At 62.9% G+C, this 25,188-nt stretch carries 26 protein-coding genes; 16 read left to right on the forward strand and 10 right to left on the reverse strand.

Annotation, left to right across the window (positions count from 1 at the left end; genetic code table 11):
• Window positions 1–101 precede the first annotated feature (101 nt).
• Window positions 102–731 carry a hypothetical protein gene (locus tag WYH_RS04795; RefSeq protein ID WP_156320067.1) on the forward strand — a complete coding sequence of 210 codons (630 nt, stop codon included), beginning with the start codon at window positions 102–104 and terminating at the stop codon, window positions 729–731.
• 11 nt (window positions 732–742) lie between these two features.
• Here the strand turns inward: WYH_RS04795 and folP are convergent, their stop codons facing one another.
• Complete coding sequence (gene folP / locus WYH_RS04800; protein ID WP_046902934.1) at window positions 743–1,855, reverse strand: dihydropteroate synthase; 1,113 nt, start codon at window positions 1,853–1,855, stop codon at window positions 743–745.
• 152 nt (window positions 1,856–2,007) lie between these two features.
• A complete protein-coding gene (locus WYH_RS04805) occupies window positions 2,008–3,150 on the reverse strand; it encodes a site-specific DNA-methyltransferase (protein WP_046902935.1) in 1,143 nt (380 codons plus the stop codon).
• Between the two features lie 285 nt (window positions 3,151–3,435).
• Here WYH_RS04805 and WYH_RS04810 point away from each other — a divergent pair, with 285 nt between their 5' ends.
• Window positions 3,436–4,137, forward strand: a complete 702-nt coding sequence (locus WYH_RS04810; RefSeq protein WP_046902936.1) for a sulfotransferase family protein — start codon at window positions 3,436–3,438, stop codon at window positions 4,135–4,137.
• Here WYH_RS04810 and WYH_RS04815 read toward each other — a convergent pair.
• Window positions 4,134–4,766 (reverse strand): ribonuclease HII, encoded by a 633-nt coding sequence (locus WYH_RS04815; RefSeq protein ID WP_046902937.1) that lies wholly within the window; start codon window positions 4,764–4,766, stop codon window positions 4,134–4,136. The genes WYH_RS04810 and WYH_RS04815 overlap by 4 nt on opposite strands.
• On the opposite strand from WYH_RS04815, the gene WYH_RS04820 reads away from it, so the two are divergent.
• The 6 genes from WYH_RS04820 (at window position 4,765) to WYH_RS04845 (ending at window position 9,620) form a co-directional block, all read left to right on the forward strand.
• Complete coding sequence (locus WYH_RS04820) at window positions 4,765–5,925, forward strand: PQQ-dependent sugar dehydrogenase (RefSeq protein WP_046902938.1); 1,161 nt, start codon at window positions 4,765–4,767, stop codon at window positions 5,923–5,925. The two genes, WYH_RS04815 and WYH_RS04820, sit on opposite strands and share 2 nt — an antisense overlap.
• A 67-nt stretch (window positions 5,926–5,992) precedes the next feature.
• Window positions 5,993–6,508, forward strand: a complete 516-nt coding sequence (locus WYH_RS04825) for a GNAT family N-acetyltransferase (protein ID WP_046902939.1) — start codon at window positions 5,993–5,995, stop codon at window positions 6,506–6,508.
• Window positions 6,509–6,533: 25 nt separating this feature from the next.
• Window positions 6,534–7,085 carry a DUF1285 domain-containing protein gene (locus tag WYH_RS04830; protein ID WP_046902940.1) on the forward strand — a complete coding sequence of 184 codons (552 nt, stop codon included), beginning with the start codon at window positions 6,534–6,536 and terminating at the stop codon, window positions 7,083–7,085.
• The gene (locus WYH_RS04835) at window positions 7,082–7,684 is read left to right on the forward strand and encodes a CoA pyrophosphatase (RefSeq protein WP_046902941.1); all 603 of its coding nucleotides are present in this window, start codon (window positions 7,082–7,084) and stop codon (window positions 7,682–7,684) included. Before WYH_RS04830 ends, WYH_RS04835 begins: the two co-directional genes overlap by 4 nt.
• Entirely contained in the window at window positions 7,677–8,846 is a 1,170-nt protein-coding gene (locus WYH_RS04840) for a CCA tRNA nucleotidyltransferase (RefSeq protein ID WP_046902942.1), read from the forward strand. Before WYH_RS04835 ends, WYH_RS04840 begins: the two co-directional genes overlap by 8 nt.
• 252 nt (window positions 8,847–9,098) lie before the next feature.
• A complete protein-coding gene (locus WYH_RS04845; protein WP_053833397.1) occupies window positions 9,099–9,620 on the forward strand; it encodes a S1 domain-containing protein in 522 nt (173 codons plus the stop codon).
• Between the two features lie 56 nt (window positions 9,621–9,676).
• Here WYH_RS04845 and parC read toward each other — a convergent pair whose 3' ends face one another.
• The gene (parC, locus tag WYH_RS04850; RefSeq protein WP_046902943.1) at window positions 9,677–11,968 is read right to left on the reverse strand and encodes a DNA topoisomerase IV subunit A; all 2,292 of its coding nucleotides are present in this window, start codon (window positions 11,966–11,968) and stop codon (window positions 9,677–9,679) included.
• Between the two features lie 108 nt (window positions 11,969–12,076).
• Between parC and WYH_RS04855 the strand changes: the two genes are divergently transcribed.
• Window positions 12,077–12,622, forward strand: a complete 546-nt coding sequence (locus WYH_RS04855) for a type 1 glutamine amidotransferase domain-containing protein (protein ID WP_046902944.1) — start codon at window positions 12,077–12,079, stop codon at window positions 12,620–12,622.
• Between the two features lie 52 nt (window positions 12,623–12,674).
• Here the strand turns inward: WYH_RS04855 and WYH_RS04860 are convergent, their stop codons facing one another.
• The 3 genes from WYH_RS04860 to WYH_RS04870 are packed head-to-tail and all read right to left on the reverse strand — an operon-like array spanning window position 12,675 to window position 15,171.
• Window positions 12,675–13,004: a 2Fe-2S iron-sulfur cluster-binding protein gene (locus tag WYH_RS04860; RefSeq protein WP_046902945.1), complete on the reverse strand. Its 330-nt coding sequence runs from the start codon at window positions 13,002–13,004 to the stop codon at window positions 12,675–12,677.
• A 5-nt stretch (window positions 13,005–13,009) separates the two neighbouring features.
• Window positions 13,010–14,095: a cysteine desulfurase family protein gene (locus WYH_RS04865; protein WP_046904820.1), complete on the reverse strand. Its 1,086-nt coding sequence runs from the start codon at window positions 14,093–14,095 to the stop codon at window positions 13,010–13,012.
• Window positions 14,092–15,171, reverse strand: a complete 1,080-nt coding sequence (locus WYH_RS04870; RefSeq protein ID WP_046902946.1) for a cysteine desulfurase family protein — start codon at window positions 15,169–15,171, stop codon at window positions 14,092–14,094. Before WYH_RS04870 ends, WYH_RS04865 begins: the two co-directional genes overlap by 4 nt.
• A gap of 98 nt (window positions 15,172–15,269) precedes the next feature.
• Between WYH_RS04870 and WYH_RS04875 the strand changes: the two genes are divergently transcribed.
• On the forward strand, window positions 15,270–15,926 hold the full coding sequence (locus WYH_RS04875) for an alpha/beta hydrolase (protein ID WP_046902947.1): 657 nt from the start codon (window positions 15,270–15,272) through the stop codon (window positions 15,924–15,926).
• Window positions 15,927–16,065: 139 nt separating this feature from the next.
• Window positions 16,066–16,749, forward strand: a complete 684-nt coding sequence (locus WYH_RS04880) for an energy transducer TonB (protein ID WP_046902948.1) — start codon at window positions 16,066–16,068, stop codon at window positions 16,747–16,749.
• A 4-nt stretch (window positions 16,750–16,753) separates the two neighbouring features.
• Here WYH_RS04880 and WYH_RS04885 read toward each other — a convergent pair whose 3' ends face one another.
• Window positions 16,754–16,957 (reverse strand): hypothetical protein, encoded by a 204-nt coding sequence (locus WYH_RS04885; RefSeq protein WP_046902949.1) that lies wholly within the window; start codon window positions 16,955–16,957, stop codon window positions 16,754–16,756.
• A gap of 81 nt (window positions 16,958–17,038) precedes the next feature.
• Here WYH_RS04885 and WYH_RS04890 point away from each other — a divergent pair, with 81 nt between their 5' ends.
• Window positions 17,039–18,895, forward strand: a complete 1,857-nt coding sequence (locus WYH_RS04890) for a DUF885 domain-containing protein (RefSeq protein ID WP_046902950.1) — start codon at window positions 17,039–17,041, stop codon at window positions 18,893–18,895.
• 43 nt (window positions 18,896–18,938) lie between these two features.
• On the opposite strand, the gene WYH_RS04895 is transcribed toward WYH_RS04890, so the two are convergent.
• Window positions 18,939–19,262 (reverse strand): hypothetical protein, encoded by a 324-nt coding sequence (locus tag WYH_RS04895; protein ID WP_046904821.1) that lies wholly within the window; start codon window positions 19,260–19,262, stop codon window positions 18,939–18,941.
• A 227-nt stretch (window positions 19,263–19,489) separates the two neighbouring features.
• On the opposite strand from WYH_RS04895, the gene WYH_RS04900 reads away from it, so the two are divergent.
• Window positions 19,490–20,464: a polysaccharide deacetylase family protein gene (locus tag WYH_RS04900; RefSeq protein ID WP_046902951.1), complete on the forward strand. Its 975-nt coding sequence runs from the start codon at window positions 19,490–19,492 to the stop codon at window positions 20,462–20,464.
• Between the two features lie 120 nt (window positions 20,465–20,584).
• On the opposite strand, the gene WYH_RS04905 is transcribed toward WYH_RS04900, so the two are convergent.
• Entirely contained in the window at window positions 20,585–22,180 is a 1,596-nt protein-coding gene (locus WYH_RS04905; RefSeq protein ID WP_046902952.1) for a phosphoenolpyruvate carboxykinase, read from the reverse strand.
• Between the two features lie 265 nt (window positions 22,181–22,445).
• Here WYH_RS04905 and WYH_RS04910 point away from each other — a divergent pair, with 265 nt between their 5' ends.
• Genes WYH_RS04910 through WYH_RS04920 form a run of 3 tightly spaced genes read left to right on the forward strand, consistent with a single transcriptional unit; the run spans window position 22,446 to window position 25,169 of the window.
• On the forward strand, window positions 22,446–23,201 hold the full coding sequence (locus tag WYH_RS04910) for a response regulator transcription factor (RefSeq protein WP_046902953.1): 756 nt from the start codon (window positions 22,446–22,448) through the stop codon (window positions 23,199–23,201).
• The gene (locus WYH_RS04915) at window positions 23,194–24,753 is read left to right on the forward strand and encodes an ATP-binding protein (RefSeq protein WP_046902954.1); all 1,560 of its coding nucleotides are present in this window, start codon (window positions 23,194–23,196) and stop codon (window positions 24,751–24,753) included. The genes WYH_RS04910 and WYH_RS04915 overlap by 8 nt, the downstream gene beginning before the upstream one ends.
• Window positions 24,750–25,169 carry an HPr kinase/phosphorylase gene (locus tag WYH_RS04920; protein ID WP_046902955.1) on the forward strand — a complete coding sequence of 140 codons (420 nt, stop codon included), beginning with the start codon at window positions 24,750–24,752 and terminating at the stop codon, window positions 25,167–25,169. Before WYH_RS04915 ends, WYH_RS04920 begins: the two co-directional genes overlap by 4 nt.
• Window positions 25,170–25,188 lie beyond the last annotated feature (19 nt).

Consider the following 25,188-nt stretch of genomic DNA (forward strand, 5'->3'; position numbering starts at 1 on the left):
ATGACGATATCCGCGAGCGCGACTGTGGGATCTGTGCCACATAGGCGCAGGGAAACGATTACGCTGGAACCTCTGGGCAGCTTACTCGCTTGGTGTTGACCATGTTACGGATTGGTCTTCTCCTCCCCCTTTCCCTGGGACTTGTAATTGCCGGATGCGGTGGCAGCGGCACAGAGGATGTGCCGCCTGAGGATTTCGGGGACATTTCCCTTCCCGATCCGTCAGTGGAAGAAGAAACGGGCTACGGCACGATCGGCCCGGTAAGTTACAGTTTCGATGATAGCCGCCTGACCCGGGCCGAGGTGGAACTGCCCATTCCTCCCGATTACAAGACCCGTGTCTGGGCCATCAAGCTGATCCCGACCGAACGGGCCGACATGCTCGGCAAGATCGCGTGCCGCTACGGCGATTCCACGAAGGATCAGGAATGCAACGTGGCGGATGAAGCGGGCCTGGCCCTGGCCATGCTGGAACGCCCGATCACCGATTATCGAGACAGTTTTGCCCAAAACGGGTTCGGCGAAGAACAGCTTGGTTCGACGGAAATCGCCGGCCAGGTGGGTTTCGCCTATAATACGGAAGAAAACGGCAGGCCGACCGAATATCGCTTCGTCCCTGTTTCCGGGCGGACATTGATGCTGATGCGGCAGGCCGGTCCCGGTCTTGGCCGTGCATCCAAGGCGATTACCGCCGTGGTCAGCGGCCTGCGTGTGTCCAAGCTAAGCCACTGAACGGCGGGCAGTCAGTCGATTGCAGCCGAAAAATCCGTCAAGGCGGAGTCCCGCAGGCCGCGCCAGACATTGCGCGCCTGCACGGTTTCAAACACATCATGCACGCGCAGCAGCTGGCATCCGGCATCCATCCCGGCAAGCGCCAGCGCCACTGAACCGCCCAGCCGCCGGTGGGCCGGCGCTTCGTTGGACAGGGCGCCGATCATCCGTTTGCGGCTGACACCCAGCAGCAATGGCTGGCCCAGCGCGTGGAACAACGGCAACGCATTCATCAGCAGCAGGTTTTCAGCCATGGACTTGCCGAAACCCAGGCCGGGATCAAGGATGATCCGTTCCGCCGGAATTCCACCCTCCACTGCCCGATCCCGCGCGAGGCGCAGCCAGTCGAACACGTCCAGCACGACATTGCGATAACTGCCGTCGGCATGGAGGTCATCCCCCTGCCCCGGAGCATGCATCAGGATCACCGGCTTGCCGCTGGCCGCCGCGAATTCCACGCTGCGCACATCGTGCCGCAACGCCGATACGTCATTGATGATATGCGCGCCTGCTTCCAGCGCCGCCTCCATCACGGCCGGACGGCGTGTATCGACGCTGATCGCCGCGCCCATGGAAGCGCAATATTCCACTGCAGGGACAACGCGCTTTATCTCGTCCCCCTCCCACACGGCGGCCGCTCCCGGCCGTGTGCTTTCACCGCCAATATCGACAATGGCCGCGCCGGCTTCCAGCATGGCGGCGGCATGGCCCTGCGCCTCTTCCGGATTATCGAGAAACTTGCCGCCGTCGGAAAAACTGTCGGGCGTGACGTTGAGAATGCCCATGATCTGCGGCTGGTCCAGCCGGATCGTCCGTTCGCCGAGTTGCAGCGGTTCGTGGACCTTGCGCAGATTTGCCCATTGCGCCTCCGCCGCTGCCGCCAGATCGCCGGGCAGGTTTTCAAAAGCCCGCAGGATGCCGGAAGCCGTTACCACTTGCCGCTGCACCAGTTCGCCATCCCGCCGCAGCATGACCGCGAATTCGCGCGCATAGACCATGCCGCCGGCAAGGCGGATCGCATCCCCATCCACCATTTGCGGCGCGGGGGCGAATGTCAGCGGCTGGATATAGACTTGGTCAGGCATGTCCCACCTCTCTGGAACAGTTGGAACACTGTTCTGGGGAAGAATTCACGCCCCGCGCAAGCCACCCGCAAATCGCGATCGAAAGGGGTGGCATGGCGGGGTGCATCGGGCGCGCCTACACCCATCGCCCGGCGTAGGACAGATATCGGCCCTCAATCTTCCACGGCGAGCAGATAGAGCTGCCGCAATGTGTCCAGCGGTTCGATCTTGCCCTCATGTTCGAGATGCCAGAAGGTCCAGCCATTACAGCTTGGCGCTTCCTGCAGATCCTTGCCCACGCCGTGGATCGATCCGCTCTGCTTGCCGCATGAAATGGACCCGTCGGCCCGCACGGTGGCGCACCACCGGCGTTTCTTGTCGAACAGTTCCGTGCCGGGTTTCAGGAAGCCCGCTTCCACCAGCGCGCCAAAGGCCACGCGCGGCGCACTCTTGCGGCTCTGCATGGTTTTCAGCGCGCTTTCATCCAGCGGCAGTTCCTTGTCGATCCGCTTCATCGCGACATCGCGATAGGCCTTCTCCCGCTCGCAGCCGATCCAGTGGCGGCCGAGGCGTTTCGCCACCGCGCCGGTCGTGCCCGTGCCGAAGAACGGGTCCAGCACCACGTCCCCCGCCTCGGTCGTGGCGAGCAAGACGCGATAAAGCAGCGCTTCCGGCTTCTGCGTCGGATGGGCCTTGTGGCCATCATCCTGTTTCAGCCGTTCCTGCCCGGCGCAGATCGGGATCACCCAGTCGCTGCGCATCTGCAATTCGTCATTCAGCGTCTTCATCGCGCGGTAATTGAAGTGATATTTCGCCTTCTCGCCCTGGCTGGCCCAGATCAGCGTTTCATGCGCATTGGTGAAGCGCGTGCCCCGGAAATTGGGCATCGGGTTGCTCTTGCGCCAGACGATGTCGTTGAGAATCCAGAAGCCCAGATCCTGCAGGATCGCGCCCACGCGGAAGATATTGTGGTAACTGCCGATGACCCACAGCGACCCGTCGGGCTTCAGCACGCGCCGCGCCTCGGTCAGCCAGTCGCGGGTGAACTGGTCATAGATGGCGAAACTGTCGAACTGGTCCCAATGATCGGTGACGGCATCCACATGGCTGCCATCGGGCCGGTTCAGATCGCCGCCGAGCTGGAGGTTGTAGGGCGGATCGGCGAAAACGGCGTCCACACTGGCATCGGGCAGGCTGCGCATCGCCTCTATGCAATCGCCGGGCAGGATCTGGCCCAGCGGCAGATCTTCCAGCTTTACGGCCAGCCGCTTCTTCGCGCGCGTCTTCGGCCTGGTGATTTCGAGTACTTCGCCCATGTCGTGTATTGTCCCCTGAAGTTATCCACAGGGTGAGTCAGGCGAGTCCCAAGGTCAAGCGGCCATTTTGCCGCAGCCTTCTGCCCACTCTCCACATTTAGAGCGGAACGAAACGAGTCCTCCACATCATCTGGAGTCACGCTCGCTTTGCCGGACTCGATATGTTGGGGTGTTGCCGTCAGGACTCGAATGGCAAATTTGTCGCCGATCTTTGCCGCCCGCCATTAATCATGCCGCGCGCAGCCGATCATCTGATAATCTGCGCGACATAAAAAGGGGGTGACGATGGCACTGAAGGTAATCGGCGCAGGGCTTGGCCGTACGGCGACATTCTCGCTCAAATTCGCGCTTGAACATATTGGCTTCGGCCCGTGCTACCACATGTCGGAAGTGCTGGCGGGTGCGCGGCGCAGCCTGCCGCTCTGGCTCGATGCCGTGGCGGACAAACCGGATTGGGACGCGATCTTTGCCGGTTTCCATTCCACCACGGATTATCCCGCCGCCCATTTCTGGCATGAACTGGCAGAGCATTATCCCGATGCGAAAATCGTGTTGACGACGCGCGATCCCGACAGCTGGTTCGATTCCGTCAGCGAGACGATCTTTTCCGAACGAATGAACTCACAGATCCACGAAACGCCTTTCGGCGGCCTGATGCGGGGCGTGATCTTCGACGTGTTCGGCAATAGGATAAATGACCGCGCCTTCATGACCGACTGGTTCCGGCAGCGGAACCAGCAAGTGGTGGACACGCTGCCGCCCGAACGCCTGCTGGTGTTCCATCCGAAGGAAGGCTGGGAACCGCTTTGCAGCTTCCTTGGCGTGCCGGTGCCGCCCGAACCCTTCCCCCGCGTCAACAGCCGTGACGAACTCGGCGGCCAGTCGGACGAACATGGCGGCCTGCCCGCCGATCCGGCGGAACTGGAAGCATTCGCGCGGGAATATATCGACCAGTTGAAGGCGGGGGCGTTCAGCTCAACCGCCTAAAACAACTCCAGTTGCGCCACCGGCGCGAAGCTGCGGCGGTGGAGCGGGGTCGGGCCGTGGGTGCGCAGGGCCGCCAAATGGTCGGCGGTGCCGTAGCCCTTGTTGCGTTCCCAGCCGTAATGCGGATGTTCACGCGCGGCTTCCACCATCAGCCGGTCGCGATATTCCTTGGCGAGGATGGAGGCCGCGCCGATGCAGGGTTCGCGCCCGTCCCCGCCCACGATCGCGCGGGCGGGCCAGCGCCAGTCGGCGCAGCGGCCATGCGGCGTCAGGTTTCCGTCCACCAGCACTTCCCCCGGTTCCTGCGCAATGGCTTCGCACAGGCGCGCAACGGCGAGCGACATGGCCAGCATGGTCGCCTGGAAGATGTTGATCCGGTCGATCTCTTCCACATCGACCACGCCGATCCCGAAGGCGCAGCGGCGGCGGATTGTCCGTTCCAGCTCTGCCCGGCGCGATGCGGCCAGTTTCTTGGAATCGTCCAGCCCGGCAGGTCGCGGCTTGCACAGCAGCACGGCGGCGGCCACAACAGGCCCGGCGAGCGGGCCGCGGCCAGCCTCGTCCACGCCGACAATCAGCCCGCCATTCAGCGAGGCACAAAATTCGCGAGAGGGAGTTCCGGAAAGCATGCGACCGACCATCAATTCCGCCATCATCCTTTCCACAGCTTTGATCGGCCTTGCAAGCTGCGGCGCCACCCAGTCCGGGGATAGCGCGCCGGCGGCCGGTTCCGGCCAGCCTTATGCAGTAAGCGAACATGGCAGTTTTGCCGAGCCGTGGGCGCTGGCATTCGCCCCGGGGACCGATACGCTTTTCATCACAGAAAAAGCCGGGACGATGAAATTCCTCGACACGGCGAGCGGCACGCTGGGCACCGTCACCGGCCTGCCCGAAGTCGCCTATGCCGGACAGGGCGGACTTGGCGATGTCGCCTTCCTGCCGGGCGAGGATGGGCCATTGGCGGGCCGCACGATCTATCTGACATGGGCCGAACCGGGCGAAGGCGAAACGCGCGGCGCGGCCATGGGGCGCGGGACACTGGCCTGCGAGAGCGAAACGGCCTGCACGCTGGAAGATTTCAGCGTGATCTGGCGGCAAGTGCCCAAGGTGTCGGGCGCCGGCCATTATTCGCACAAGATCGCCTTTTTGCCCGATGGCGAATATCTGTTCCTGTCTTCGGGGGACCGGCAGAAGGGTGATCCGGCGCAGGATCTGGGCACCAATCTGGGCAAGGTATTGCGGCTCAACCTGGATGGCACGCCCGCGCCCGGCAATCCCTTCGCGGATCGCGGCGGGGTCAGCGCGGAAATCTGGAGCTATGGCCACCGCAATCTGCTCGGCCTGGAATTCGATTCCGCAGGCCGGCTGTGGGATCTGGAACATGGCCCGCGCGGCGGGGACGAGATCAATCTGGTGCGCGAAGGCGCCAATTACGGCTGGCCGGTGGTTTCCAACGGCGTCCATTACAATGGCGATCCGATCCCCGATCACCCGACCCATCCCGAATTCACCGCCCCGGCAATCAGCTGGAACCCGGTGATCGCGCCCGGAGATTTCATCTTCTACAGCGGCAGGCTGTGGCCGGAATGGAAGGATCAGGCGCTGGCCACCGGCCTTGCCACCATGGCACTGGTGCGCATCTCCTTCGACGATCAGTTCAACGGCACGGAACAGGCCCGCTATGATTTCGGCAAGCGCCTGCGCGACATTGTGGAGGGGCCGGACGGCACGATCTGGATCGCGGAAGACGGGCCCGGCGGCCGGCTGTTGCAGCTAAGGCCGGAATGATCGCAGCCGGGGCAGATGTGGAAGAAAGATTGCCCTTTGCCCCCCCTGCCCCTATCGGCGCGCGCCCATGGCACTTGCGCTTCCCACGCTGATTCCCTTTGCGGATGTCGACCCCGCATTGGTCGAAGAACTGCTCGATCTCGCATTCGGGCCGGATCGGCATGAGCGGACGGCCTATGTAATCCGCGGCGATGCCGATTATTTGCCCATGCTCAGCTTCGCCGCGCTGGACGAGGATGATTACCTCGTCGGCACGATCCAGGCTTTCCCGGTCGCGCTGACCGATCCGGAAGGGCGCGCGCACCCGCTGATAATGGTCGGCCCCGTGGCTGTGATGCCCGGCAGGCAGGATCAGGGCTATGGCCGTGCGCTGATGGCGGCGCAGGCAAGCGCGCTCGACCCGCAGGCGCCGCTTCCGCAAATGCTGATCGGCGATGCCTCCTATTACGGCCGCTTCGGCTTTGTCGAGGCGCCGCGCGGCTGGACCTGCCCCGGCCCGTGGAAGCCCGAACGCCTGCTGATACGCGGCGCCAACCCTGCCGTGCTGCCGGCAAAGGGCATGTTGGGGCCTTGGAAGGGCTGAACCGATCTGGCATCGCACTGGCGCCATGCCATATGATGCCCCCTCCGACCTTGCCTCTCTCTCCCTGCTGGAGATTGCCGAAGCGGTGGAACAGCGGCGCCTGCCGCCGGTGGAGCAATGGAATCCCGCCGAAACGGCCGACAGCCATATGCGCATCGCCGCCGACGGCACATGGTTTCACGAAGGCCGCCCCATCGCGCGCAAGGCCATGGTTCGCGCCTTCGCATCGCTGCTGACGCGGGACGGGGACGGCCGATACTGGCTGGTCACGCCGCAATGCCGCCAGTCGATCGAAGTGGAAGACGCCGCCTTCATTGCCACCGACATGCAGGTGAAGGATGGCGCGCTGGCATTCCGCCTCAATATTGACGAGCTGGTGCTGGCGGGGCCGGACCATCCGCTGCGCGCGGCGGGCACCCCCGATACTCCGGCGATTTACCTGTCTGTCCGGCGCGGCTGCGAAGCGCGGCTGGATCGGTCCACCTGGCTCCAGCTGGCCGAACACGCGCTGGCCGGCGAAGGCGATGATCCGGCAGTCACCAGCCAGGGCGCCCGTTTCAGCCTGTTGCCGGCATGAGCGTGCTTTTCGACCGCCTGCAAAAACTGTTCGATGAAGGCCACGGTGTCGAACTGCCCGATCTGCGGAGCGATGCAATCTTCGCACCGCCCGAAATTCGCCCGGCAGCGGTGTTGATCGCCGTGACAGACCGCCCGGAACCGGGCGTGTTGCTGACCCACCGCCCGGAAGACATGCGCGCCCATCCGGGGCAAGTGGCCTTTCCCGGCGGCAAGCTGGATCCAGGCGAAGATGCCGTCGAAGCCGCCTTGCGCGAAGCGCATGAGGAACTGGCGGTAGAGCCTTCTTCGGTAAGGATAATCGGCGCAAGCGACCGCTATATCACCGGCTCCGGCTATGACGTGACGCCAGTGCTCGGCCTTGTTCCGCCAGACCTGCCGATCCGGCCCAATCCGATGGAAGTGTCCGCCTGGTTCGAACCGCCCCTGCGGTATCTGTTCGATCCGGCCAATCATGTGCAGAAACAACGGGAATGGCAGGGGCGGACGCGGCATTATATCGAGATCGAATGGCAGGGGCACCGAATCTGGGGAATCACTGCGGCGATCATCTCCAATCTCTCGCGGCGTCTCGCCTGGCAGGAACTGATTAATGGCTGAACTTCCCCCCGCACCATGGACGCAGCGCACCGATCTGGCGCAGCTTGTTGCCGCATTGGGCGCGGATACGATGCGCTGGGTCGGCGGCGCGGTGCGCGACACCATGCTCGGCATGGAAGTCGCCGATGTCGATGCCGCAACCGTCCTGATGCCGGAAGAGGTAATGCGGCGGTTGAAATCGGCCGGCCTGAAGCCGATCCCCACGGGCATAGAACATGGCACGGTCACCGCCGTCCTGCCGCAGGGCAATGTGGAAATCACGACCTTGCGGCATGATGTTTCCACCGATGGCAGGCGCGCCACGATCGCCTTTGCCAATGACTGGCGCGAAGATGCCGCGCGGCGCGATTTCACCATCAACGCGCTTTATGCCCACCCGGTCACGCTGGAGATTTCAGACTATTTCGGCGGGCTGAAGGATCTGGAAACGCGGCATGTCCGCTTCATCGGCGATGCCCGCCAGCGCATCCGCGAAGATCATTTGCGCATCCTGAGATATTACCGTTTCCAGGCACGTTTCGGCAGCCTGCTGGATGGCGAAGCGGAAGAAGCCTGCGCCGAACTGGCCCCCATGCTGAAAGGGTTGAGCCGGGAACGCGTGGCAATGGAACTGCTAAACCTGCTGCGATTGCCCGATCCGCTGGGGACGGTGGTGCGCATGTATCGGCGCGGCGTGTTGCAGATCGTTCTGCCTGAGGTGGAACCGGAAGGGCTGGCCACTTTTGAAACCCTGCTGGAAAGGGAAAGGCAGGCGGACATATCCCCGGCATCCCTGCGCAGGCTGGCCGCATTACTGCCCGCACAGAAGCGGGTGGCCGAACAGGTCGCAGCGCGCCTGCGCCTGTCCTCCGTGCAGAAGAAGCGGTTGATCAGCGCCGCATTGCGAGAGGAAGGAACCGGCGATCCGCGCGCCCTTGCCTATCGCATCGGGCGCGATTGGGCGGAAGACAGGATCCTGTTGCAGGGCGGCAGGATCGAGCCGCTGCGGGACTGGCAAATCCCTGTCTTCCCCCTCAAGGGCGGAGAAGTGGTGGCACGCGGCGTATCGGCCGGGCCGGAAGTTGCCCGCATATTGCGCGAATGCGAAGATCGCTGGATCGAAGAAGCGTTCCCCGGCCGCGACCGGGTCGAACAATTTCTGGAAGATGCGCTTTTGCGCTAAAAACGCCTGAATGGGGGCCTTGCGCCCCCTTCATCCCGGCTTCATAACCCCCTGGCTAAGTTTGTTAACGAATTGCCGGCGCATTCCGCATGTGCCGGCTGACGCCGGGTTGAACCCAGCGGGTCGCAACCAACGTGGTTGCATTTCCGGGCCCTGGCCATTGGTCGGCCCCTTCCCGCATCTGCCTCGCCCGGATCCCTTCGCGCCAGCTCCGGCGCCAAATAATGTGTTGAAAGACGGAGAAATTTCACGATGAAGCTTACCAGTCTCGCAGCGGCCGCCGCTCTCGCCCTCACTGGCGTATCTGCCCCGGCCCTTGCGCAAGATGCCGGCATGACTGTCGGTGCGACCGTTTACGGTCCCCAGGGCGGCGAAGTCGGCACGGTCGAGAAGATCGAAGGCGGCAATGTCATCGTCAATACCGGCAATCTGACTGCAACCCTGCCGGAAAACGTGTTTGGTGAAGGCGAAAATGGCCCGACCATCGGCTGGAACAAGGCCGATCTGGAAAATGCCATCAAGTCCGCCGAAGCTGAACAGCAGGCCGCATTCGAAGCGGCTCTGGTCCCGGGCCATGAAATCTACAGTGTGGACGGCATCCTGCTCGGCACCGTGGAAAGCGTGGGTGAAGACGGCATGGTCGTCGTCGCGCTGACCGATGCCGATCCGGTCCAGCTGCCCAAGGAACAGATGACCATGGCTGGCGAAAAGCTGACCTTCCTGGCAACGCAGGCTGACCTGATGGCCGCCGTGTCTGCCCAGAACCCCGGCTAAGCCGCGGAAAAATTTAATGAATAGGCCGGGTGCGCATCAGCCGCACCCGGCCTTTTTCATGACTGGAACTTGTTGTCCTTCGGGAAACCGCGCGGCGGCAGGCGGCCGGCAGCGCCGCGGGCAACCTTCCATTCCCACACATTCTCTTCGGTGCGGGTGCGGCCGCTTTCACCGCCCATGGTCCAGGACAGCCCCTCTTCCAGTTTCAGCGTGGTCGCGTCGGACAGGCCGCCATCGCGGTAACGCTGCAAGGTCACGCCCTGCCCGCGCGTCATCACCGGCAATTCTTCCAGATTGAAGACGACGAGCTTGCGGTTATCGCCCACCACCGCAACGTGATCATGTTCCGGCGCGATCGGGCGCACCACGGCCAGCCTGGCGTCACCCTTCAAATTCACCACCTGCCGCCCCTTGCGGGTTTCGGCCAGCAATTCATCGGTCACGGCGGCAAAGCCCTTGCCCAGCGTGGAGGCCAGCAGCAATTGCAGGTTCGGCCGGTGGACGATCAACGCCACGATATGGGCGGCGGCATCGATATCCAGCGTGTTGCGGATCGGTTCACCGAAACCGCGCGCGCCGGGTAATTTATCCGCGCCGATGGTGAAGAAACGCCCGTCATCGCCGGCCAGCAGAAGCTTGTCAGTCGTCTGCGCATGGACGGCAAAGGCGGGGCCGTCACCCTCCTTGAACTTGAATTCGCTGTCCAGCGGGACATGCCCCTTGGCCGCGCGTATCCAGCCCTTTTGCGAGAGGATGACCGTTACCGGCTCCTTCTCGATCATGGCATCCATGCTGAATTCGACCGCCGGTTTCGCTTCGGAAATGGTCGTGCGGCGGCGGCCCAGCGCGGTATCTTCCGCATATTCCTTGCGCAGGGCGTTGAGATCGCGCTTCAAACGCGTGCGCTGGCGTGCCGGGCTGGAGAGCAGCTTTTCCAGCTCGTCCCGCTCCACCAGCAGATCTTCCCGCTCCTTGCGCAGTTCCATCTCTTCCAGCTTGCGCAAGCTGCGCAGCCGCATGTTCAGGATGGCTTCGGCCTGCCGGTCGGTCAGTTCGAATTCCGCCATCATGATCGGCTTGGGTTCATCCTCGGTCCGGATGATCTCGATCACGCGGTCGAGATTGAGATAGGCCGCGATATAGCCTTCGACCAGTTCCAGCCGGGCCGCGATCTTGTCCAGCCGGTGCTGGGTGCGGCGCTGCAATATGTCGATCTGGGCCGTGACCCAGTGGCCCAGCAATTCCTTCAGCCCCATCACCATCGGCGTGCGGGTGGAATCCAGCACGTTGAGATTGAGGCCGAAACGCGTTTCCAGATCGGTCAGCTTGTAGAGCGATTCCTTCAGCAGTTCCGGATCGACATTGCGGCTGCGCGGGACCAGCACGATGCGGACCTGTTCGTCACTCTCGTCCCGGACATCTTCCAGGATCGGCAGCTTCTTGTCGGCAATCGCCTGCGCGATCTGTTCGATCAGCTTGCCCTTGGGCACCTGATAGGGGATTTCGGAAACCACGAGCTGATATTGCCCGCCGCCCAGCCGTTCGATCCCGGCTTCGCGATCCTCTTCCCTTTCCGCTTCCGCCGCGTGGAACCGGCCGCGCACACGGAAACTGCCGCGCCCGGTTTCATATGCGTGGGAAATCGCCTCCGGACTGTCCACGATCAGCCCGCCAGTCGCGAAATCGGGACCGTGGAACAATTCCATCAGCCGCCGGTGTTCGACCTGCGGATTGTCGATCAGTTCCAGCGTGGCATCGATGATTTCCGCCACATTGTGGCTGGGGATGCTGGTTGCCATGCCCACGGCGATACCGCTGGCGCCATTGGCCAGCAGGTTCGGGAAAAGGCCGGGGAAAAGCTCCGGCTCTTCCTCCTCGTTATTATAGGTGGGGACGAAAGTGACAGTGCCTTCGTCCAGCCCGTCCATCAGTTGCAGCGCGGTGCGGGTCAGGCGGCATTCGGTGTAGCGATAGGCGGCGGCATTATCGCCGTCGATATTGCCGAAATTGCCCTGCCCTTCGACCAGCGGGTAACGCAGCGTGAAATTCTGCGCCAGTCGCACCATCGCGTCATAAACGGCGACATCGCCATGCGGGTGATATTTGCCGATCACGTCGCCCACGACGCGGGCGGACTTTTTCGGGCTGTTATCCGGGCTGAGCCGTAATTGCCGCATGGTCCAGAGCAGGCGGCGGTGGACGGGCTTCAGCCCGTCGCGCAGATCCGGCAGCGAACGCGCGGTAATCGTGGACAGCGCATAGACGAGATAACGCTCGCTCAGCGCGCTGTCGAAGGGAGCGTCGACAATGGCGTCGAACGGATCCTTTTCGTCATCGATGGTTGCCATGCGGCCTGCCCTATCACCGGCACGGCTGGCGGGACAGCAAGGAACGCACTGCTTTCCCCATTCATTGCACGGTCAAAGGCAAATCATGCAGATGAAAGGAGAAATGCCATGGCCCAACGTGTCATGATCCTCGCAACCGACGGTTTTGAACAATCTGAACTGACCGGCCCGAAGGAAAGGCTGGAACAGGCAGGCTATGAAACCGTGGTCGTCAGCCCGCAGGACGGAGAGATTCGCGGCTGGAATGGCGGCGACTGGGGCGACAAGGTGAAGGTCGATCTGCCGCTGGACGAAGCCGAGGCCGGTGAATTCGACGCCATCGTCATGCCCGGCGGACAGATCAACCCGGACAAATTGCGGCTGGAAGACAAGGCAATCAAGCTGGTCCGCGATTTCAACGCCAGCGGCAAGCCGGTGGCGGCAATCTGCCATGCGCCATGGCTGCTGATCGAAGCGGATATTGTGCGCGGCAAGACGGCGACGAGCTGGCCGTCCGTGCGCAAGGACCTGGAGAATGCCGGCGCCAATGTGGTGGACAAGGAAGCGGCCGTGGACGGCAATATCATCACCAGCCGCAACCCGGACGATATCCCAGCCTTCAGCCAGGCCATCATCACGGCCCTGGAGAAGGTCCGCGCATCCGAACCGGCCTGATTTAACGCAAGATCAGACCCTAGCGGCGCCGTCCGGGGTGGGCGGCGTTGCCCTAACGCCCCTGCATGTCGTGACTGGCAGAGGGCATGCGCACTTCCATGCCGTCCAGATCGTCGGTCAGGTCGATCTGGCAGGACAGGCGGCTGGTGCGGGCGACATCGGCGGCGAGGTCGAGCATGTCCTCTTCCTCCTCGCTCGCTTCGGGCAGTCTGGCGAACCATTCGGGGGCGATGATCACGTGGCAGGTGGAACAGGCCATCTGCCCTTCGCACGTGCCTTCCAGCGGCATGCCGCAGGCCTGCCCCACTTCCAGCAGGTTATCGCCGGGCTGAGCCTCGGCCATGACGGTTTCCCCGTCGCGTGTAATGAATTTGACCCGGATGGACTTTATCCTTGTTGCGACGCAGCAATATTAATCAGATGCGCCGCTTCTTCAAGCTCTGCCATCGTGGTGTAGCGTCCAAATCCGAGACGGATCGAACCCCGCGCCTCTGCCGGCGACAGGCCCAGGGCCGTCAGGATCCGGCTGGGCTTCTTCGATTCGCTGGCACAGGCTGACCCTGCGGAGAAGCAGACCTGCCTGGCATCCGACATCAGGCGGGCGACATCCAGCCCCGAACGGCGAATGTTGAGATTGCCGAAATAGCGCGCTTCGGCGCTGCCATTCAGTTCCCAGCCGGAGAACAATTCGCGCGCGCGGCGCCACAATGCGGCGGCATGGGCCGCGTCCTCTTCCATGCACCTGGCTGCGAGTTCCGCTGCGGCGCCGAAACCGGCGCATAATGCCGGGCTGAGCGTACCCGAACGCAGGCCCTTCTCCTGCCCGCCGCCGGTAATCAGCGGGCGCAGTTCCACTCCGTCACGCAGCCACAAGGCGCCGATGCCCTTGGGCCCGTGGAATTTATGCGCGCTGATGGCGATCACATCTGCTTCGGCAATGGGTATCTTGCCCGCCGCCTGCACAGCATCGCAGATGAACAATGCGCCCTGCGCCCTGGCCCGCGCATATAGATCGGCGACAGGCTGGATGGTCCCGATCTCGTTATTCACCTGCATCACGGAAAGAATGCCCAGGCCTTCCGGCAGGGCGACTTGCGGATCGACCAGCCCATCCCCGTCCACCGGCAAGATGTGGCATTCGCCGGCAATATCCTGCGCCGTGTTGAAAACGGCGGAATGTTCGATCGCGCTCACCGCGCAAGGCCTGCCGGCCAGTGCCGGCTCGCAACCGCGCAATGCGATATTGAGCGATTCGGTCGCGCCGGAAGTGAAAATAACCGTGCCGCCCGGCGGCAGCAGGGCCGCCACCCTTTCGCGCGCAATCTCCACCGCCGCTTCTGCCTGTCGGCCAAGCCGGTGCGAACTGTGGGGATTGCCGAAGCCGGTGCCATCCGGCCCGTCCAGCCAGCGCAGCATCGCTTCCCGCGCTTCGGGGGCGAGCGGTGTCGTGGCCTGGTAATCGAGATAGATCATGCAGCCTTGTCCCGCGCATCGCGGGCCATCGCCATCCATGCCTGGGCAAAGCGATCCACTTCGCCGCGCGTGGTGTTCCAGCCGATGCTGACGCGGATAGTGCGAGAGGCCAGATCCGCATCCACGCCCATCGCTTCAAGAACAGGGCTGGTCTTCATCGTGCCCGATGAACAGGCGCTGCCCTGGCTTACGGCGATGCCCTGCATGTCAAAGCGCATCAATTGGGCACTGCCGGAAATCTCCGGCATGGCGATGGCGCGCACATAGGGGGTCGGATCAGTCAGCCTGTCCGCCAGCCAGCAACCGCCCAGAGAGCGGACTTCCTGCGCAAGCATATCGAAAGGCTCCACAACCTCGCGCCCCGCCCAGGGCTCGGCACATGCCTCCAGCGCAGCTGCGAATGCCATCGCGCCGGGCAGGTTCTCGGTCCCCCGGCGATAGCCCCGCTCCTGCCCGCCTGTCGGCGCGAGCATGGCATAATCGCGCACCAGAAGCGCACCAATCCCGATCGGCCCGCCCAGCTTTTGCGCGGAAACGATCGCCATGTCCGCTTCCGCCGGGAGGGGGTATTTTCCCGCACTCTGCGCGCAATCCGCCAGGACCAGTCCGCCATGTTCATGCACATGCGCCGCAATGGCCGAGATATCCTGCCGGTTGCCGGTTTCCGAATTGATCGACTGCACCGCCAGCAGCACGCTGCCTTCCGCGTCGAGCGACTGTTCCAACGCTGCCAAGTCCAGCGAGCCGCCAGTATCGACGGGCAGGATGGACAGCTGAGCTGCGCCCTTCTTCACCGCATCATGTTCCACCGCGGATACCAGCCGCCGATCCGCCTTCGCCTGGCCCAGCGCCAGAGCGGCCGCCTCGCTCGCGCCGGAGGTGAAGATCACTTCGCCGTCCCAACCCAGAGCCGATTTCACCCGCGCCCGCGCATCTTCCAGCGCGGCGCGGGCCTTGCGTCCTTCCGCATGCGGGCTCGAAGGATTCGCCCAGATTTCAAATCCGTGGCGCATGGCTTCGGCGGCTTCGGGGCGCAGCGGCGTGGTGGCCGCATGATCGAGGTAAATTCGGGTCACGTCTCAACAATTGCGAAAACAAGCTTTGGCACTATATAGCCGGTGACTTGCGCAGTGCCACCCGTGCGCCAATTTCAACTTACAAGAGCAACGCCAGAATGCCCTCTGTCATTTTTCCCGGTCCCGAAGGCCGTCTCGAAGGCCGCTTTTCCCCTGCCCCGCGCCCCCGTGCGCCCGTGGCCATGATCCTGCATCCGCATTCACAGGGCGGCGGCACGATGAATGATCGCATCGTGCAGCACCTCTACAAGACTTTCGTGGATCGCGGTTTCGCAACCCTGCGCTTCAATTTTCGCGGTGTCGGCCGCAGCCAGGGCAGCTTCGACAATGGCATCGGGGAATTGAGCGATGCCGCCTCCGCGCTGGACTGGGTGCAGCAGATCCACCCCGAAGCGCAGACGACATGGGTCGCCGGCGTCAGCTTCGGCGCGCTGATCGGCATGCAATTGCTGATGCGTCGCCCGGAAATCCGCGGCTTCATCTCCGTCGCACCGCCGGCGAACATGTATGATTTCTCGTTCCTCGCGCCCTGCCCCGCTTCGGGCATCTTCATCCAGGGTACGGCGGATACGGTGGTGCAACCTGCCGCCGTGCAGAAGCTGGTCGACAAGCTGCGCACGCAGAAGCACATCACCATTCACCACGAAGAGATTCCGCGGGCCAATCACTTCTTCGAGAATGAACTCGACCAGCTGATGGGCGCGGTCGACAATTATCTCGATTTCCGTCTGGATCCGAACTGCCCGATCAAGTGATTCGGCAGTACTGAACGGCAAGCCCTTGGGGTCCAGCCCCGGGCTTGCCGCTTCGCACCCCTTTGGTGTAATGTTGCATCATTACACAGTCGCCCCTCTTGTTACGCTGCGGGGCGGCCGAACGAGAGAGGATGCGACCATGACTTATCTGAACCGCACCCAGGACAATAAAAGCCGCGCGATTGCCATTGCCTCCGTCGGGGCAATTCATGCCGCCATCGGTCTTGCCGTGGTTACGGGCCTGACGGTGAGCGGGGTGATCGAATTGGAGGATGGGCCTCTGATCGCCCAGAGCTTCCCCACGGCCCCGCCACCGCCGCCCCAACCCGTTCCGACGGAACAACCACCAACAAGTGTTGTCACGCTGCCCACGGCGCCGGTTCCCCCGCTGGATCTGTCGCAACCCACAACCCCGGAAGTCGCGCAATTCGATCCCGGTGAAGTCACCGTGAAAATACCCTCCAATATCGGTTTCGGCGATCCGACCGTTATCCCGCCCCTGCCCCCGCGACCCTTGCCGAGCTTTGCCCCGGTTCGCGCGGCACCGGCCAATGATGCCGCGCGCTGGATCACGGCCGATGATTATCCCGGTGTTCCCCTGCGCCGGAATATCGAGGGTGTTTCCGCATATCGGCTGGTTATCGGCACGAACGGGCGGGTGAATGCGTGCGAGATCACCGCAAGTTCCGGCAATCGGATGCTGGACGAGGCGACCTGCAAGCTGATTTCCCGCCGGGCGCGGTTCGAACCGGCCACGGATGGCAGCGGCACGAAGATCGTGGGCGATTACACCGGCACCGTGCGCTGGCAGATCCCGGACTGACCGATCATTCCACTTCGCCGGCACGGTCCACGGGAGCCGTGCCGGTTTCATCCGGAAGCGTCCAGATCAGCACATTGACGATCATCACGACGGCCAGGATCAGCATCAGCCAGACCTGCTGGGTCGCGCCGACCTTGCGCCACAGGAAATAGGCGCCGCCAATCATGGCGATGGCGGCCAGAACGAGCAGAGAGAGAACCGTGTTCATGAGCGGTGGTTAGGCGTTTTGCGCCCGCCGGGGAAGCGCCATCAGATTGACAGGCCGCGGGCCGCGGCCCACTCCTTCCCTATGCCGATACCATCTGAAACCATCACCCGCCGCCAGGCCATCGCAGGTCTGGGTGCAGGCATATCCCTGCTCGCCCTGCCCGGCTGCGCCCGTCAGGCATTGTCGGCTGGCGCCGCCCCTCCGGTCACGCTCTCGCCGGAGGAGATGCTGGACCAGTTCGCCTATTCATTGCTGGATAACGAGCCGGAACGGGCAACCGCGCTGGGCGTGGATATTGGCCAGCATGCCAATCTGCGGTCCCGGCTGGAAGACCAGTCACCCGAAGGGCAGCGCGATTATGCGGCCAGCCTGCGGCACCGGCTGGAAGAAGCACGGCTCTATCCCAGGGATGGGCTGGATGCCTCCACGCGGACCAGTTTCGAAGTCGTCGAAAGCGCCTATGCCAATGCGCTGGAAGGCTTGGCCATGCCTTATGGCGATGTCGCCGTGGGCGGCTGGCGCAACACGCCCTATGTCGTAATTCAGAATGTCGGCGGCTATATCGACATACCGCGCTTCCTGGATTCCGATCACCCGATCCGCGAAACTGCCGATGCCGAAGCCTATGTCGACCGGCTGGAACAGGTCCCCGCTTACCTGGACGGTGAATTGCAGCGCATCCGCTCTGCCCGCGAAATGGGGCTGGTTCCGCCAGATTTCCTGCTCGACAAGGCGATCCCGCAAATGGATGCCTCTCTTGCCGATGCGCGCAGCGGCGGCGCGATGGTGGAATCCCTGGTCCACCGCACCAGCGAATCCGATATTTCGGGTGACTGGTCCCGGCGGGCCCTTCCGATCATTTCCGGGCCTGTTGCCGATGCGCTGGAACGTCAGCTGGCCGAACTCAGGACGCAGCGCGCCGCGGCCGATGGCGATCCGGGCATGTGGTCCCAGCCAATGGGGCCGGAATGGTATGAATGGGCCCTGCGCGCCAGCACGACCACCAGCATGACGCCGGACGAAATCCACGAAATGGGCCTGACCCAACTCGAAGAGATCCACGGCCGGATGGATCCGATCCTCCGTGATCTCGGCTATACCAGCGGCACGGTTGGCGACCGGATGAACCAGCTGAGCACGGACAAGCGTTTCCAGTTCGCGGAAGGCGATGCCGGCCGTGCGGAAATCATGGTTTTCATTCGGGACCGGGTCGACTGGATCAAGGCGCAGATGCCACGTGCCTTCCGCACTCTGGTGCCGGGCAATCTGGAAATCCGCCGCCTGCCCCCGGCGGAAGAACCCGGCGCACCGACCGCTTACGGCGGCGCCGGTTCCAAGGACGGCACCATCCCGGGCAAGATGTGGATCAACCTGCACACCACGGACCTGCACCGGAAATATGACGTGCCAACGCTGGTCCATCATGAAACCATCCCGGGCCATGTCTGGCAGGGCGAATATGCCAACAAATTGCCGCTGATCCGGTCAATCCTGGCATTTAACGCCTATTCGGAAGGCTGGGCGCTCTATGCCGAACAACTGGCCGATGAACTGGGCGCCTATGCCGATCATCCCGCCTGGCAGCTCGGCTATCTGCAGGATCAGGCCTTCCGGGCCTGCCGGCTGGTCGTGGACACGGGCCTTCACCACAAACGCTGGGGCCGCGAACAGGCGATCCGCTTCTTTACGGAGAGGAACGGCAACAAACGGGCGCAGGTGGAAAGCGAAGTGGACCGCTATTGCTCCTGGCCGGGGCAGGCCTGCGGCTACAAGGTCGGGCATAGCGAAATCACCCGCCAGCGCAGCCGTGCGCAAGGCGCATTGGGCGCCGATTACGATCTTCGCGCCTTCAACGATGCGGTCGTGCTGGGCGGCAATGTCCCGCTGGACGTGCTCGCGAAGAATGTGGACCGCTATATCGCGGCAGCATCTGCCTGAATGGAAGCGGGCGGAAGCGCTGTTTCCGCCCGTTTCCCGCCGCTTATTTCTTGCCGAACAGCCCGCTGGCCATGCCGGCAATATCGTCCAGCGGATTGCCGTCGCCATCGCGGTCCAGCAGATTGGCGAATTCCATCAGCGAACCTTCGCCGCCGATCGCTTCCACGATCTGGTTCAACGTGCCCATGGGAAGGCCCGTTTTCGCGGCGGCGCCTTCCACCGTATCGCCTTCCATCTGGTGTGAATGCGCCAGGGCGGCGATCGCCTTTTCGGCCATGTCCGGGTCAATTCCCAGCTTAGCGGCCAGATTGGCGACATCGTCCGGCGCGCCGCCGATATTCTTCATTATCCCATCGAACAGGCTCATCGATTCCTCCATCCATTGAGCGGTGACACACTGTGCCTCCAAGGATGCAAGAGCAAGAGCAGAAAGCACTAGTCGCACCTGCGCCGGGCAGCATGCGTTATTTGGTAACCCCTTGGCGGTATTGTTTGCCTGAAGAACAATAAGAGGGCGCAACAAGACTGCAAAAACCGCACGCCACTTCATCAGGGAAACAACGGTCCGCCCGCCGGTCCAGCCGCCAGACAGACATGACCCGGTTCTATTTCACAATCGACACCGAATATGAGGCGGGCCATGCCATGCGCCATGGCAAGGCAGGCAGGGCCGAAAATTTCACTCGTTCCATCTGCGGCCGCACTGATGCGGGCGATGTCGGCATATTCTATCAGATGGACATGTTTGACCGCTGCGGGCTCAAGGGCGTGTTCTTCATCGATCCGATGCCGGCATTGCTATGGGGCACAGCGGCTATCGCCGACATTGTCGGACCGGTGGTGGAACGCGGGCATGACGTGCAGTTGCACATCCATACCGAATGGCTCGACCTGGCAGGATCCGCCAATCCGCTCGGTTCCCGCAGGGGCACCAATATCAAGGACTTCCATTTTGAAGATCAATGTGTCCTGATCGATTGGGCCAGGGCACAATTGCAGGCGGCAGGCGCGCCCCGCCCCCTCGCCTTCCGGGCGGGTAATTACGGCGCGAATGACGATACTTTGCGCGCGCTGGCCGAACTTGGTTTCACGCATGACAGCAGCCATACGCCGGGCATGGCCGGATCGGCTTGCGAAATATCGCTCGGCCCGGACCATCGCCGCCCGATGGATCATCTCGGCATTACAGAAGTTCCGATCGGCTGCGTCGGTGATGTCATCACGGGCCTGCGCCATGCGCAACTGACCGCGCTTTCGCTGGTGGAACTGGTCGCCGCCGCACGCCATGCGATGGATGCCGGGCTGGCGGACTTCACCCTGGTGTCCCACAGTTTCGAACTGCTGTGCCGGGACAGGCGACGGATCAACAAGATCGTCCGCCGCCGGTTCGATCTGTTCTGCCAGGCGCTGGCGGCGATGGAGGGTATCGAAACGGCCTGCTTCACCATGAACCCGCCGAAACCGGGCAGCGCCGACAGCCTTCGCCCTGCCCTGCCGCCCAGCGCGATGCGCAATGGTTCGCGCATGGCGGAACAGGCGGTGTCCAACATGCTGTATGGCAGCGGCTGACCGGCGAGACGCGCCGGCGCGCTTAAACAGAAAAAGCCCGGCAGCCCCCTGAAAAGGACTGCCGGGCTTTTCTATCCGTCCGCGGATCGGTGCGGCGAGCCATGCCCGCCGCAATCCGGATCAGGCCGACTGCGGCGCCGCCTTGCGCACACCTTCGTCAACATGCTCCTCGAACTGGGCGAAATTGTCGATGAAGAGCTGCATCAGCTTCTGCGCCGTGCGATCATAATCTTCCTTGTCGGCCCAGGTGGAACGCGGATCCAGGATCGCATCGTCCACGCCCGGCACCGAAACCGGAACTTCAAAACCGAAATTCGGATCGACGCGGAATTCCGCATTGTTCAGCGAACCGTCCAGCGCCGCGTTCAACAGGGCGCGGGTCGCCTTGATCGGCATACGCTGGCCAACGCCATATTTGCCGCCGGTCCAGCCGGTATTCACCAGCCAGCAGGACACGCCGCCCTTGGCGATGCGTTCCTTCAGCAGATTGCCATAGACGCTGGGATGGCGCGGCATGAAGGGGGCACCGAAACAGGTGGAGAAGGTCGCTTCCGGTTCGGTCACGCCGATTTCCGTGCCGGCGACCTTGGCCGTGTAGCCGGACAGGAAGTGATACATCGCCTGATCCGGCGTGAGACGCGCAATCGGAGGCAGCACACCGAAGGCATCAGCCGTCAGCATGATGACATTGGACGGCACCGGGCCGAGATTCTTTTCCGAACAATTGGGGATGAATTCGATCGGATAGGCACCGCGGCTATTTTCGGCGAGCGAGTTGTCGTCGAAATCCAGTTCGCGGGTTTCTTCGTCCATCACCACATTTTCCAGCACGGTGCCGAAACGGCGCGTGGTGGCGAAGATTTCCGGTTCCGCTTCTTCCGAAAGGCGGATCATCTTGGCGTAGCAGCCGCCTTCGAAATTGAAGACCGCCGTATCCGACCAGCCATGTTCGTCATCGCCAATAAGCGTGCGGCTGGCATCGGCGGACAAAGTCGTCTTGCCGGTGCCGGAAAGGCCGAAGAACACCGCGCTCTTCCCGTCCTCGCCGATATTGGCGGAACAATGCATCGGCATCACGCCCTTGGTCGGCAGCAGATAGTTGAGGATGCCGAACACGCTCTTCTTCATTTCGCCGGCATATTTGGTGCCGCCGATCAGGATCAGCTTTTCGGACAGATTGACCGCAACCACGGTTTCGCTGCGGCTGCCATGCCGTTCGGGGTCGGCCTTGAAGCTGGGCAGGTCGATGATCGTATATTCGGGATCGAAGCCTTCCAGTTCATCCTTGGTCGGGCGGCACAGCAGGGTGCGGATGAACAGATTGTGCCAGGCCAGTTCGTTGATGATCCGCACCTTCACACGATGTTCCGGCTGCGAACCGCCGAACAGATCGGCGACATACAGCTTTTCCTTCTTCGCCAGCTCGGCAAGGAAATCTTCCTTCAGCGCGGCGAAGTGGTCCGGCGTCATCGGCACATTGACCTTGCCCCACCAGACGGTGTCTTCCGTTTCCGCGTCGCGGACAATGAACTTGTCCTTCGCGCTACGCCCAGTGTGCTTGCCGGTTTCAACAACCAGCGGGCCGTCTTTCGCAAGCTTGCCTTCGCCATTCGAGATCGCGTGTTCGACAAGAGCAGACGTGCCCAGATTGGGATAAATCGAAGCCTCGGTTTTGATACCCTTGGCGGAGAGCGGAACGGAAAGCTGGGCGGTCACTGACGGAGGTCTCCCTCGAAATATGAGAAAAGGCCGAAAAACGGCGGCTGACGGGGGTTTCTCAATCGCATAAACGGCATCAGCGCGCCCGTCAATTTGCCAGAAAGAGTGTCCCAAAAGGGATAAAGTGCACGAACGAAGCTATTTGCATTGCAGCATTTCTTTGCTGCGATGCAGCACCAAGGGCACTACTTCGGCAGATTGTCTATCCATCCCGTTCGCGGTAGGGCACGCGCATGTTCGCGTGCACGAGCCCCCTTTCCGCATGAATGAGGAACCGGAGATCGCCCCGGCGCCGAAAGACGCGCCGCGCAGCATTGCCCTGGTCGATGACGACCGGAACATTCTGACAACCCTGTCCATCGCGCTGCAGGCAGAAGGTTATGCCACGCGCGTATATTCCGATGGCGAAGCGGCGCTGAAGGCGCTCACGGAGAACCCGCCAGACCTGGCCGTGTTCGACATCAAGATGCCGCGGATGGACGGGATGGAACTGCTTCAGCGCCTGCGCGAACATTCGCAATTGCCGGTGATCTTCCTGACCAGCAAGGATCAGGAACAGGACGAGGAAGCCGGCCTCGCAATGGGGGCGGATGATTATATCGCCAAGCCCTTCAGCCAGCGCCTGCTGCTGGCGCGGATCCGTGCGATACTGCGCCGGTCCGGCCCCGTGCGCGAAGTGGAACCGGGCGGCGCGCCCTCCCCCCTGGCTGAAAACACGATCATGGAACGCGGACGGCTCGCCATGGACCCGGCGCGCCATCAGGTGACCTGGGATGGCAGACCCGTATCGCTGACCGTCACCGAATTCCTGATCCTGGAAGCGCTGGCCCAGCGTCCCGGCGTGATCAAGAGCCGCAACCAGCTGATGGATGCGGCCTATCCGGACGATGTCTTCGTGGATGATCGCACGGTGGACAGCCATATCAAGCGCCTGCGCCGCAAGTTCCGCGCTGCCGATCCGGAATTCGGCGCGATTTCGACCCTTTACGGTGCTGGCTACAGCTTCTCCGATGGCTGAGAAATCCGCGGCTCCGCGCCATCTCGAACGGCTGGCTTTCCCGCTCGACACGTCGCTGACCGTCCGCATTCTGGCGGTGAACCTGATACCGCTGATGCTGCTGGCGGGCAGCCTGTTCTTCCTCGATTCCTACCGCCGGCAATTGCTGGACGAACGGTTCAAGCTGGCGCGGATCGAAGCGCAGATCACGGCAGAGGCACTGGCGGGCGCCACGCGCGAAAGGCAGGAAGCTTTGCTGGTGCAGATCGGCAAGGAACAGCATTTGCGGCTGCGCCTGTTCGATCCGCAGGGCAAACTGACGGCCGACAGCTTCAAGCTGGACGCGCCTTCCTTCACCCTGGGCGATCCCGTCGCCGCGCCATGGCCGCAGGATCTGGCGCGCTGGATCGACCGGGCGGTGGACATTGCCGTCAACGCCCCGTCCCCGCCCCCCTTTGCCGACCCGGAAAGCGACGAAGCCAGCGCCTGGCCCGAACTGGTGCGCGCGCGCGAACAGGGCCTTTCGCAGATCGAATTGCGCCGCGCGCCCGATCTCACCCCCGTCATCACTGCCGCCGCGCCGGTGGGGCTTAACGGTTCCACCCTGCTGACCACCCGCAATGCGGCGGATATCACCCAGGCCGTGCGCGATGCGCGCACATCACTGCTGGGGCTGATGGCCCTTGCCCTGACGCTATCCATTGTCCTTTCGCTCTATCTGGCGCGGACCATTATCGAACCATTGCGGCGCCTGGTCCGGGCCACGGTGCGGGTGCGGCTCGGACGTGGACGGGAAGTGGAAGTGCCGCGCATGCAGTCCCGCGGGGACGAAATCGGCGTGCTGGCCCGTGCCGTGTCGGACATGACCACGGCCCTGCGCCAGCGGATCGACGCGGTGGAAAGCTTTGCTGCGGATGTGGCGCATGAAATCAAGAATCCGCTGGCATCCTTGCGCAGCGCGCTGGAATCGCTGCCCCGCGTCGATGACCCGCAATTACGCACCCAGCTGACCGAAATCGCCGCGCATGACGTGTTGCGGATCGATCGGCTGGTGACAGAGATTTCCGATGCCAGCCGCATCGATGCCGAACTGAGCCGCGCGACTTTCGAAAGCGTCGACATGGCAGAGCTGGTGGCCAATGTAGTGCGGGTGCGCGAAGGGCGCGGCCTCAATGATGGCCGCCGGATCTTGATCGAACGGAGCAGCGACCCGACGCGTATAATGGGCGTGCCGCTGCGGATCGAACGCATCATTGAAAACCTGCTCGACAATGCGGTGTCGTTTTCCCCACACGGCGGCGTCATTTCCGTGGCGATCGAACGGGACGGGGATATCGTGCGCACCAGCGTTTGCGACGAGGGACCGGGCATTCCCGAAAAGGCGCGGGAAAAGGTCTTCACCCGTTTCCATTCAGTCCGCCCGGAAGCGGAGGATTTTGGCGATCACAGCGGGCTTGGCCTCGCCATTGCGCGCACCATCGCCGTCGCACATGATGGCAGCCTGCGCGTATCCGACCGGCCAGACGAACATCCCGGCGCGTGCCTCGTGCTCGAACTGCCCGCTGCGGAATGAACGGCCTGCTACACCAGGCAAGCTGCGTTGCCATTGGCGGGCGGGCCGTGCTGATCGAAGGCGGGCCGGGCAGCGGAAAATCCAGCCTCGCCCTTGCCCTGATCGATCGCGGCGCCGAACTGGTCGGCGATGACGGCGTCACGCTTGCCAGCAGGATGGACCGGCTCCATGCCTCGCCGCCGCCAAATATTCGGGGACTGCTGGAAGTTCGCAATGTCGGATTGATCGGCATGGAAGCCGTCAGCGCGCCGGTTGCGCTGGTCATTTGCCTTGATCCAGCGGCCCCGCGTTTTATCGAAACTGCTGAAATCGTTGAAAGAACGGGAATGGAACTGCCGATGATCCGGCTTTGGCCCGATAGTCCCGTCCTGCACCTGCGCGCGGAACAGGCGTTGAAAATCCACGGTTTGCCCTGAGGGCCCCTCTTCCATTTTC

The organism is Croceibacterium atlanticum, assembly GCF_001008165.2.
Classification (GTDB): domain Bacteria; phylum Pseudomonadota; class Alphaproteobacteria; order Sphingomonadales; family Sphingomonadaceae; genus Croceibacterium_C; species Croceibacterium_C atlanticum.

Excerpts from the sequence above, each read along its gene's own strand:
- WYH_RS04795 (WP_156320067.1), top strand. The coding sequence starts at position 102 with ATGTTACGGATTGGTCTTCTCCTCCCCCTTTCCCTGGGACTTGTAATT.
- folP (WP_046902934.1), bottom strand. The coding sequence starts at position 1,855 with ATGCCTGACCAAGTCTATATCCAGCCGCTGACATTCGCCCCCGCGCCG.
- WYH_RS04805 (WP_046902935.1), bottom strand. The coding sequence starts at position 3,150 with ATGGGCGAAGTACTCGAAATCACCAGGCCGAAGACGCGCGCGAAGAAG.
- WYH_RS04810 (WP_046902936.1), top strand. The coding sequence starts at position 3,436 with ATGGCACTGAAGGTAATCGGCGCAGGGCTTGGCCGTACGGCGACATTC.
- WYH_RS04820 (WP_046902938.1), top strand. The coding sequence starts at position 4,765 with ATGCGACCGACCATCAATTCCGCCATCATCCTTTCCACAGCTTTGATC.
- WYH_RS04815 (WP_046902937.1), bottom strand. The coding sequence starts at position 4,766 with ATGCTTTCCGGAACTCCCTCTCGCGAATTTTGTGCCTCGCTGAATGGC.
- WYH_RS04825 (WP_046902939.1), top strand. The coding sequence starts at position 5,993 with ATGGCACTTGCGCTTCCCACGCTGATTCCCTTTGCGGATGTCGACCCC.
- WYH_RS04830 (WP_046902940.1), top strand. The coding sequence starts at position 6,534 with ATGCCATATGATGCCCCCTCCGACCTTGCCTCTCTCTCCCTGCTGGAG.
- WYH_RS04835 (WP_046902941.1), top strand. The coding sequence starts at position 7,082 with ATGAGCGTGCTTTTCGACCGCCTGCAAAAACTGTTCGATGAAGGCCAC.
- WYH_RS04840 (WP_046902942.1), top strand. The coding sequence starts at position 7,677 with ATGGCTGAACTTCCCCCCGCACCATGGACGCAGCGCACCGATCTGGCG.
- WYH_RS04845 (WP_053833397.1), top strand. The coding sequence starts at position 9,099 with ATGAAGCTTACCAGTCTCGCAGCGGCCGCCGCTCTCGCCCTCACTGGC.
- parC (WP_046902943.1), bottom strand. The coding sequence starts at position 11,968 with ATGGCAACCATCGATGACGAAAAGGATCCGTTCGACGCCATTGTCGAC.
- WYH_RS04855 (WP_046902944.1), top strand. The coding sequence starts at position 12,077 with ATGGCCCAACGTGTCATGATCCTCGCAACCGACGGTTTTGAACAATCT.
- WYH_RS04865 (WP_046904820.1), bottom strand. The coding sequence starts at position 14,095 with ATGATCTATCTCGATTACCAGGCCACGACACCGCTCGCCCCCGAAGCG.
- WYH_RS04875 (WP_046902947.1), top strand. The coding sequence starts at position 15,270 with ATGCCCTCTGTCATTTTTCCCGGTCCCGAAGGCCGTCTCGAAGGCCGC.
- WYH_RS04880 (WP_046902948.1), top strand. The coding sequence starts at position 16,066 with ATGACTTATCTGAACCGCACCCAGGACAATAAAAGCCGCGCGATTGCC.
- WYH_RS04885 (WP_046902949.1), bottom strand. The coding sequence starts at position 16,957 with ATGAACACGGTTCTCTCTCTGCTCGTTCTGGCCGCCATCGCCATGATT.
- WYH_RS04890 (WP_046902950.1), top strand. The coding sequence starts at position 17,039 with ATGCCGATACCATCTGAAACCATCACCCGCCGCCAGGCCATCGCAGGT.
- WYH_RS04895 (WP_046904821.1), bottom strand. The coding sequence starts at position 19,262 with ATGAGCCTGTTCGATGGGATAATGAAGAATATCGGCGGCGCGCCGGAC.
- WYH_RS04900 (WP_046902951.1), top strand. The coding sequence starts at position 19,490 with ATGACCCGGTTCTATTTCACAATCGACACCGAATATGAGGCGGGCCAT.
- WYH_RS04910 (WP_046902953.1), top strand. The coding sequence starts at position 22,446 with ATGAATGAGGAACCGGAGATCGCCCCGGCGCCGAAAGACGCGCCGCGC.
- WYH_RS04915 (WP_046902954.1), top strand. The coding sequence starts at position 23,194 with ATGGCTGAGAAATCCGCGGCTCCGCGCCATCTCGAACGGCTGGCTTTC.
- WYH_RS04920 (WP_046902955.1), top strand. The coding sequence starts at position 24,750 with ATGAACGGCCTGCTACACCAGGCAAGCTGCGTTGCCATTGGCGGGCGG.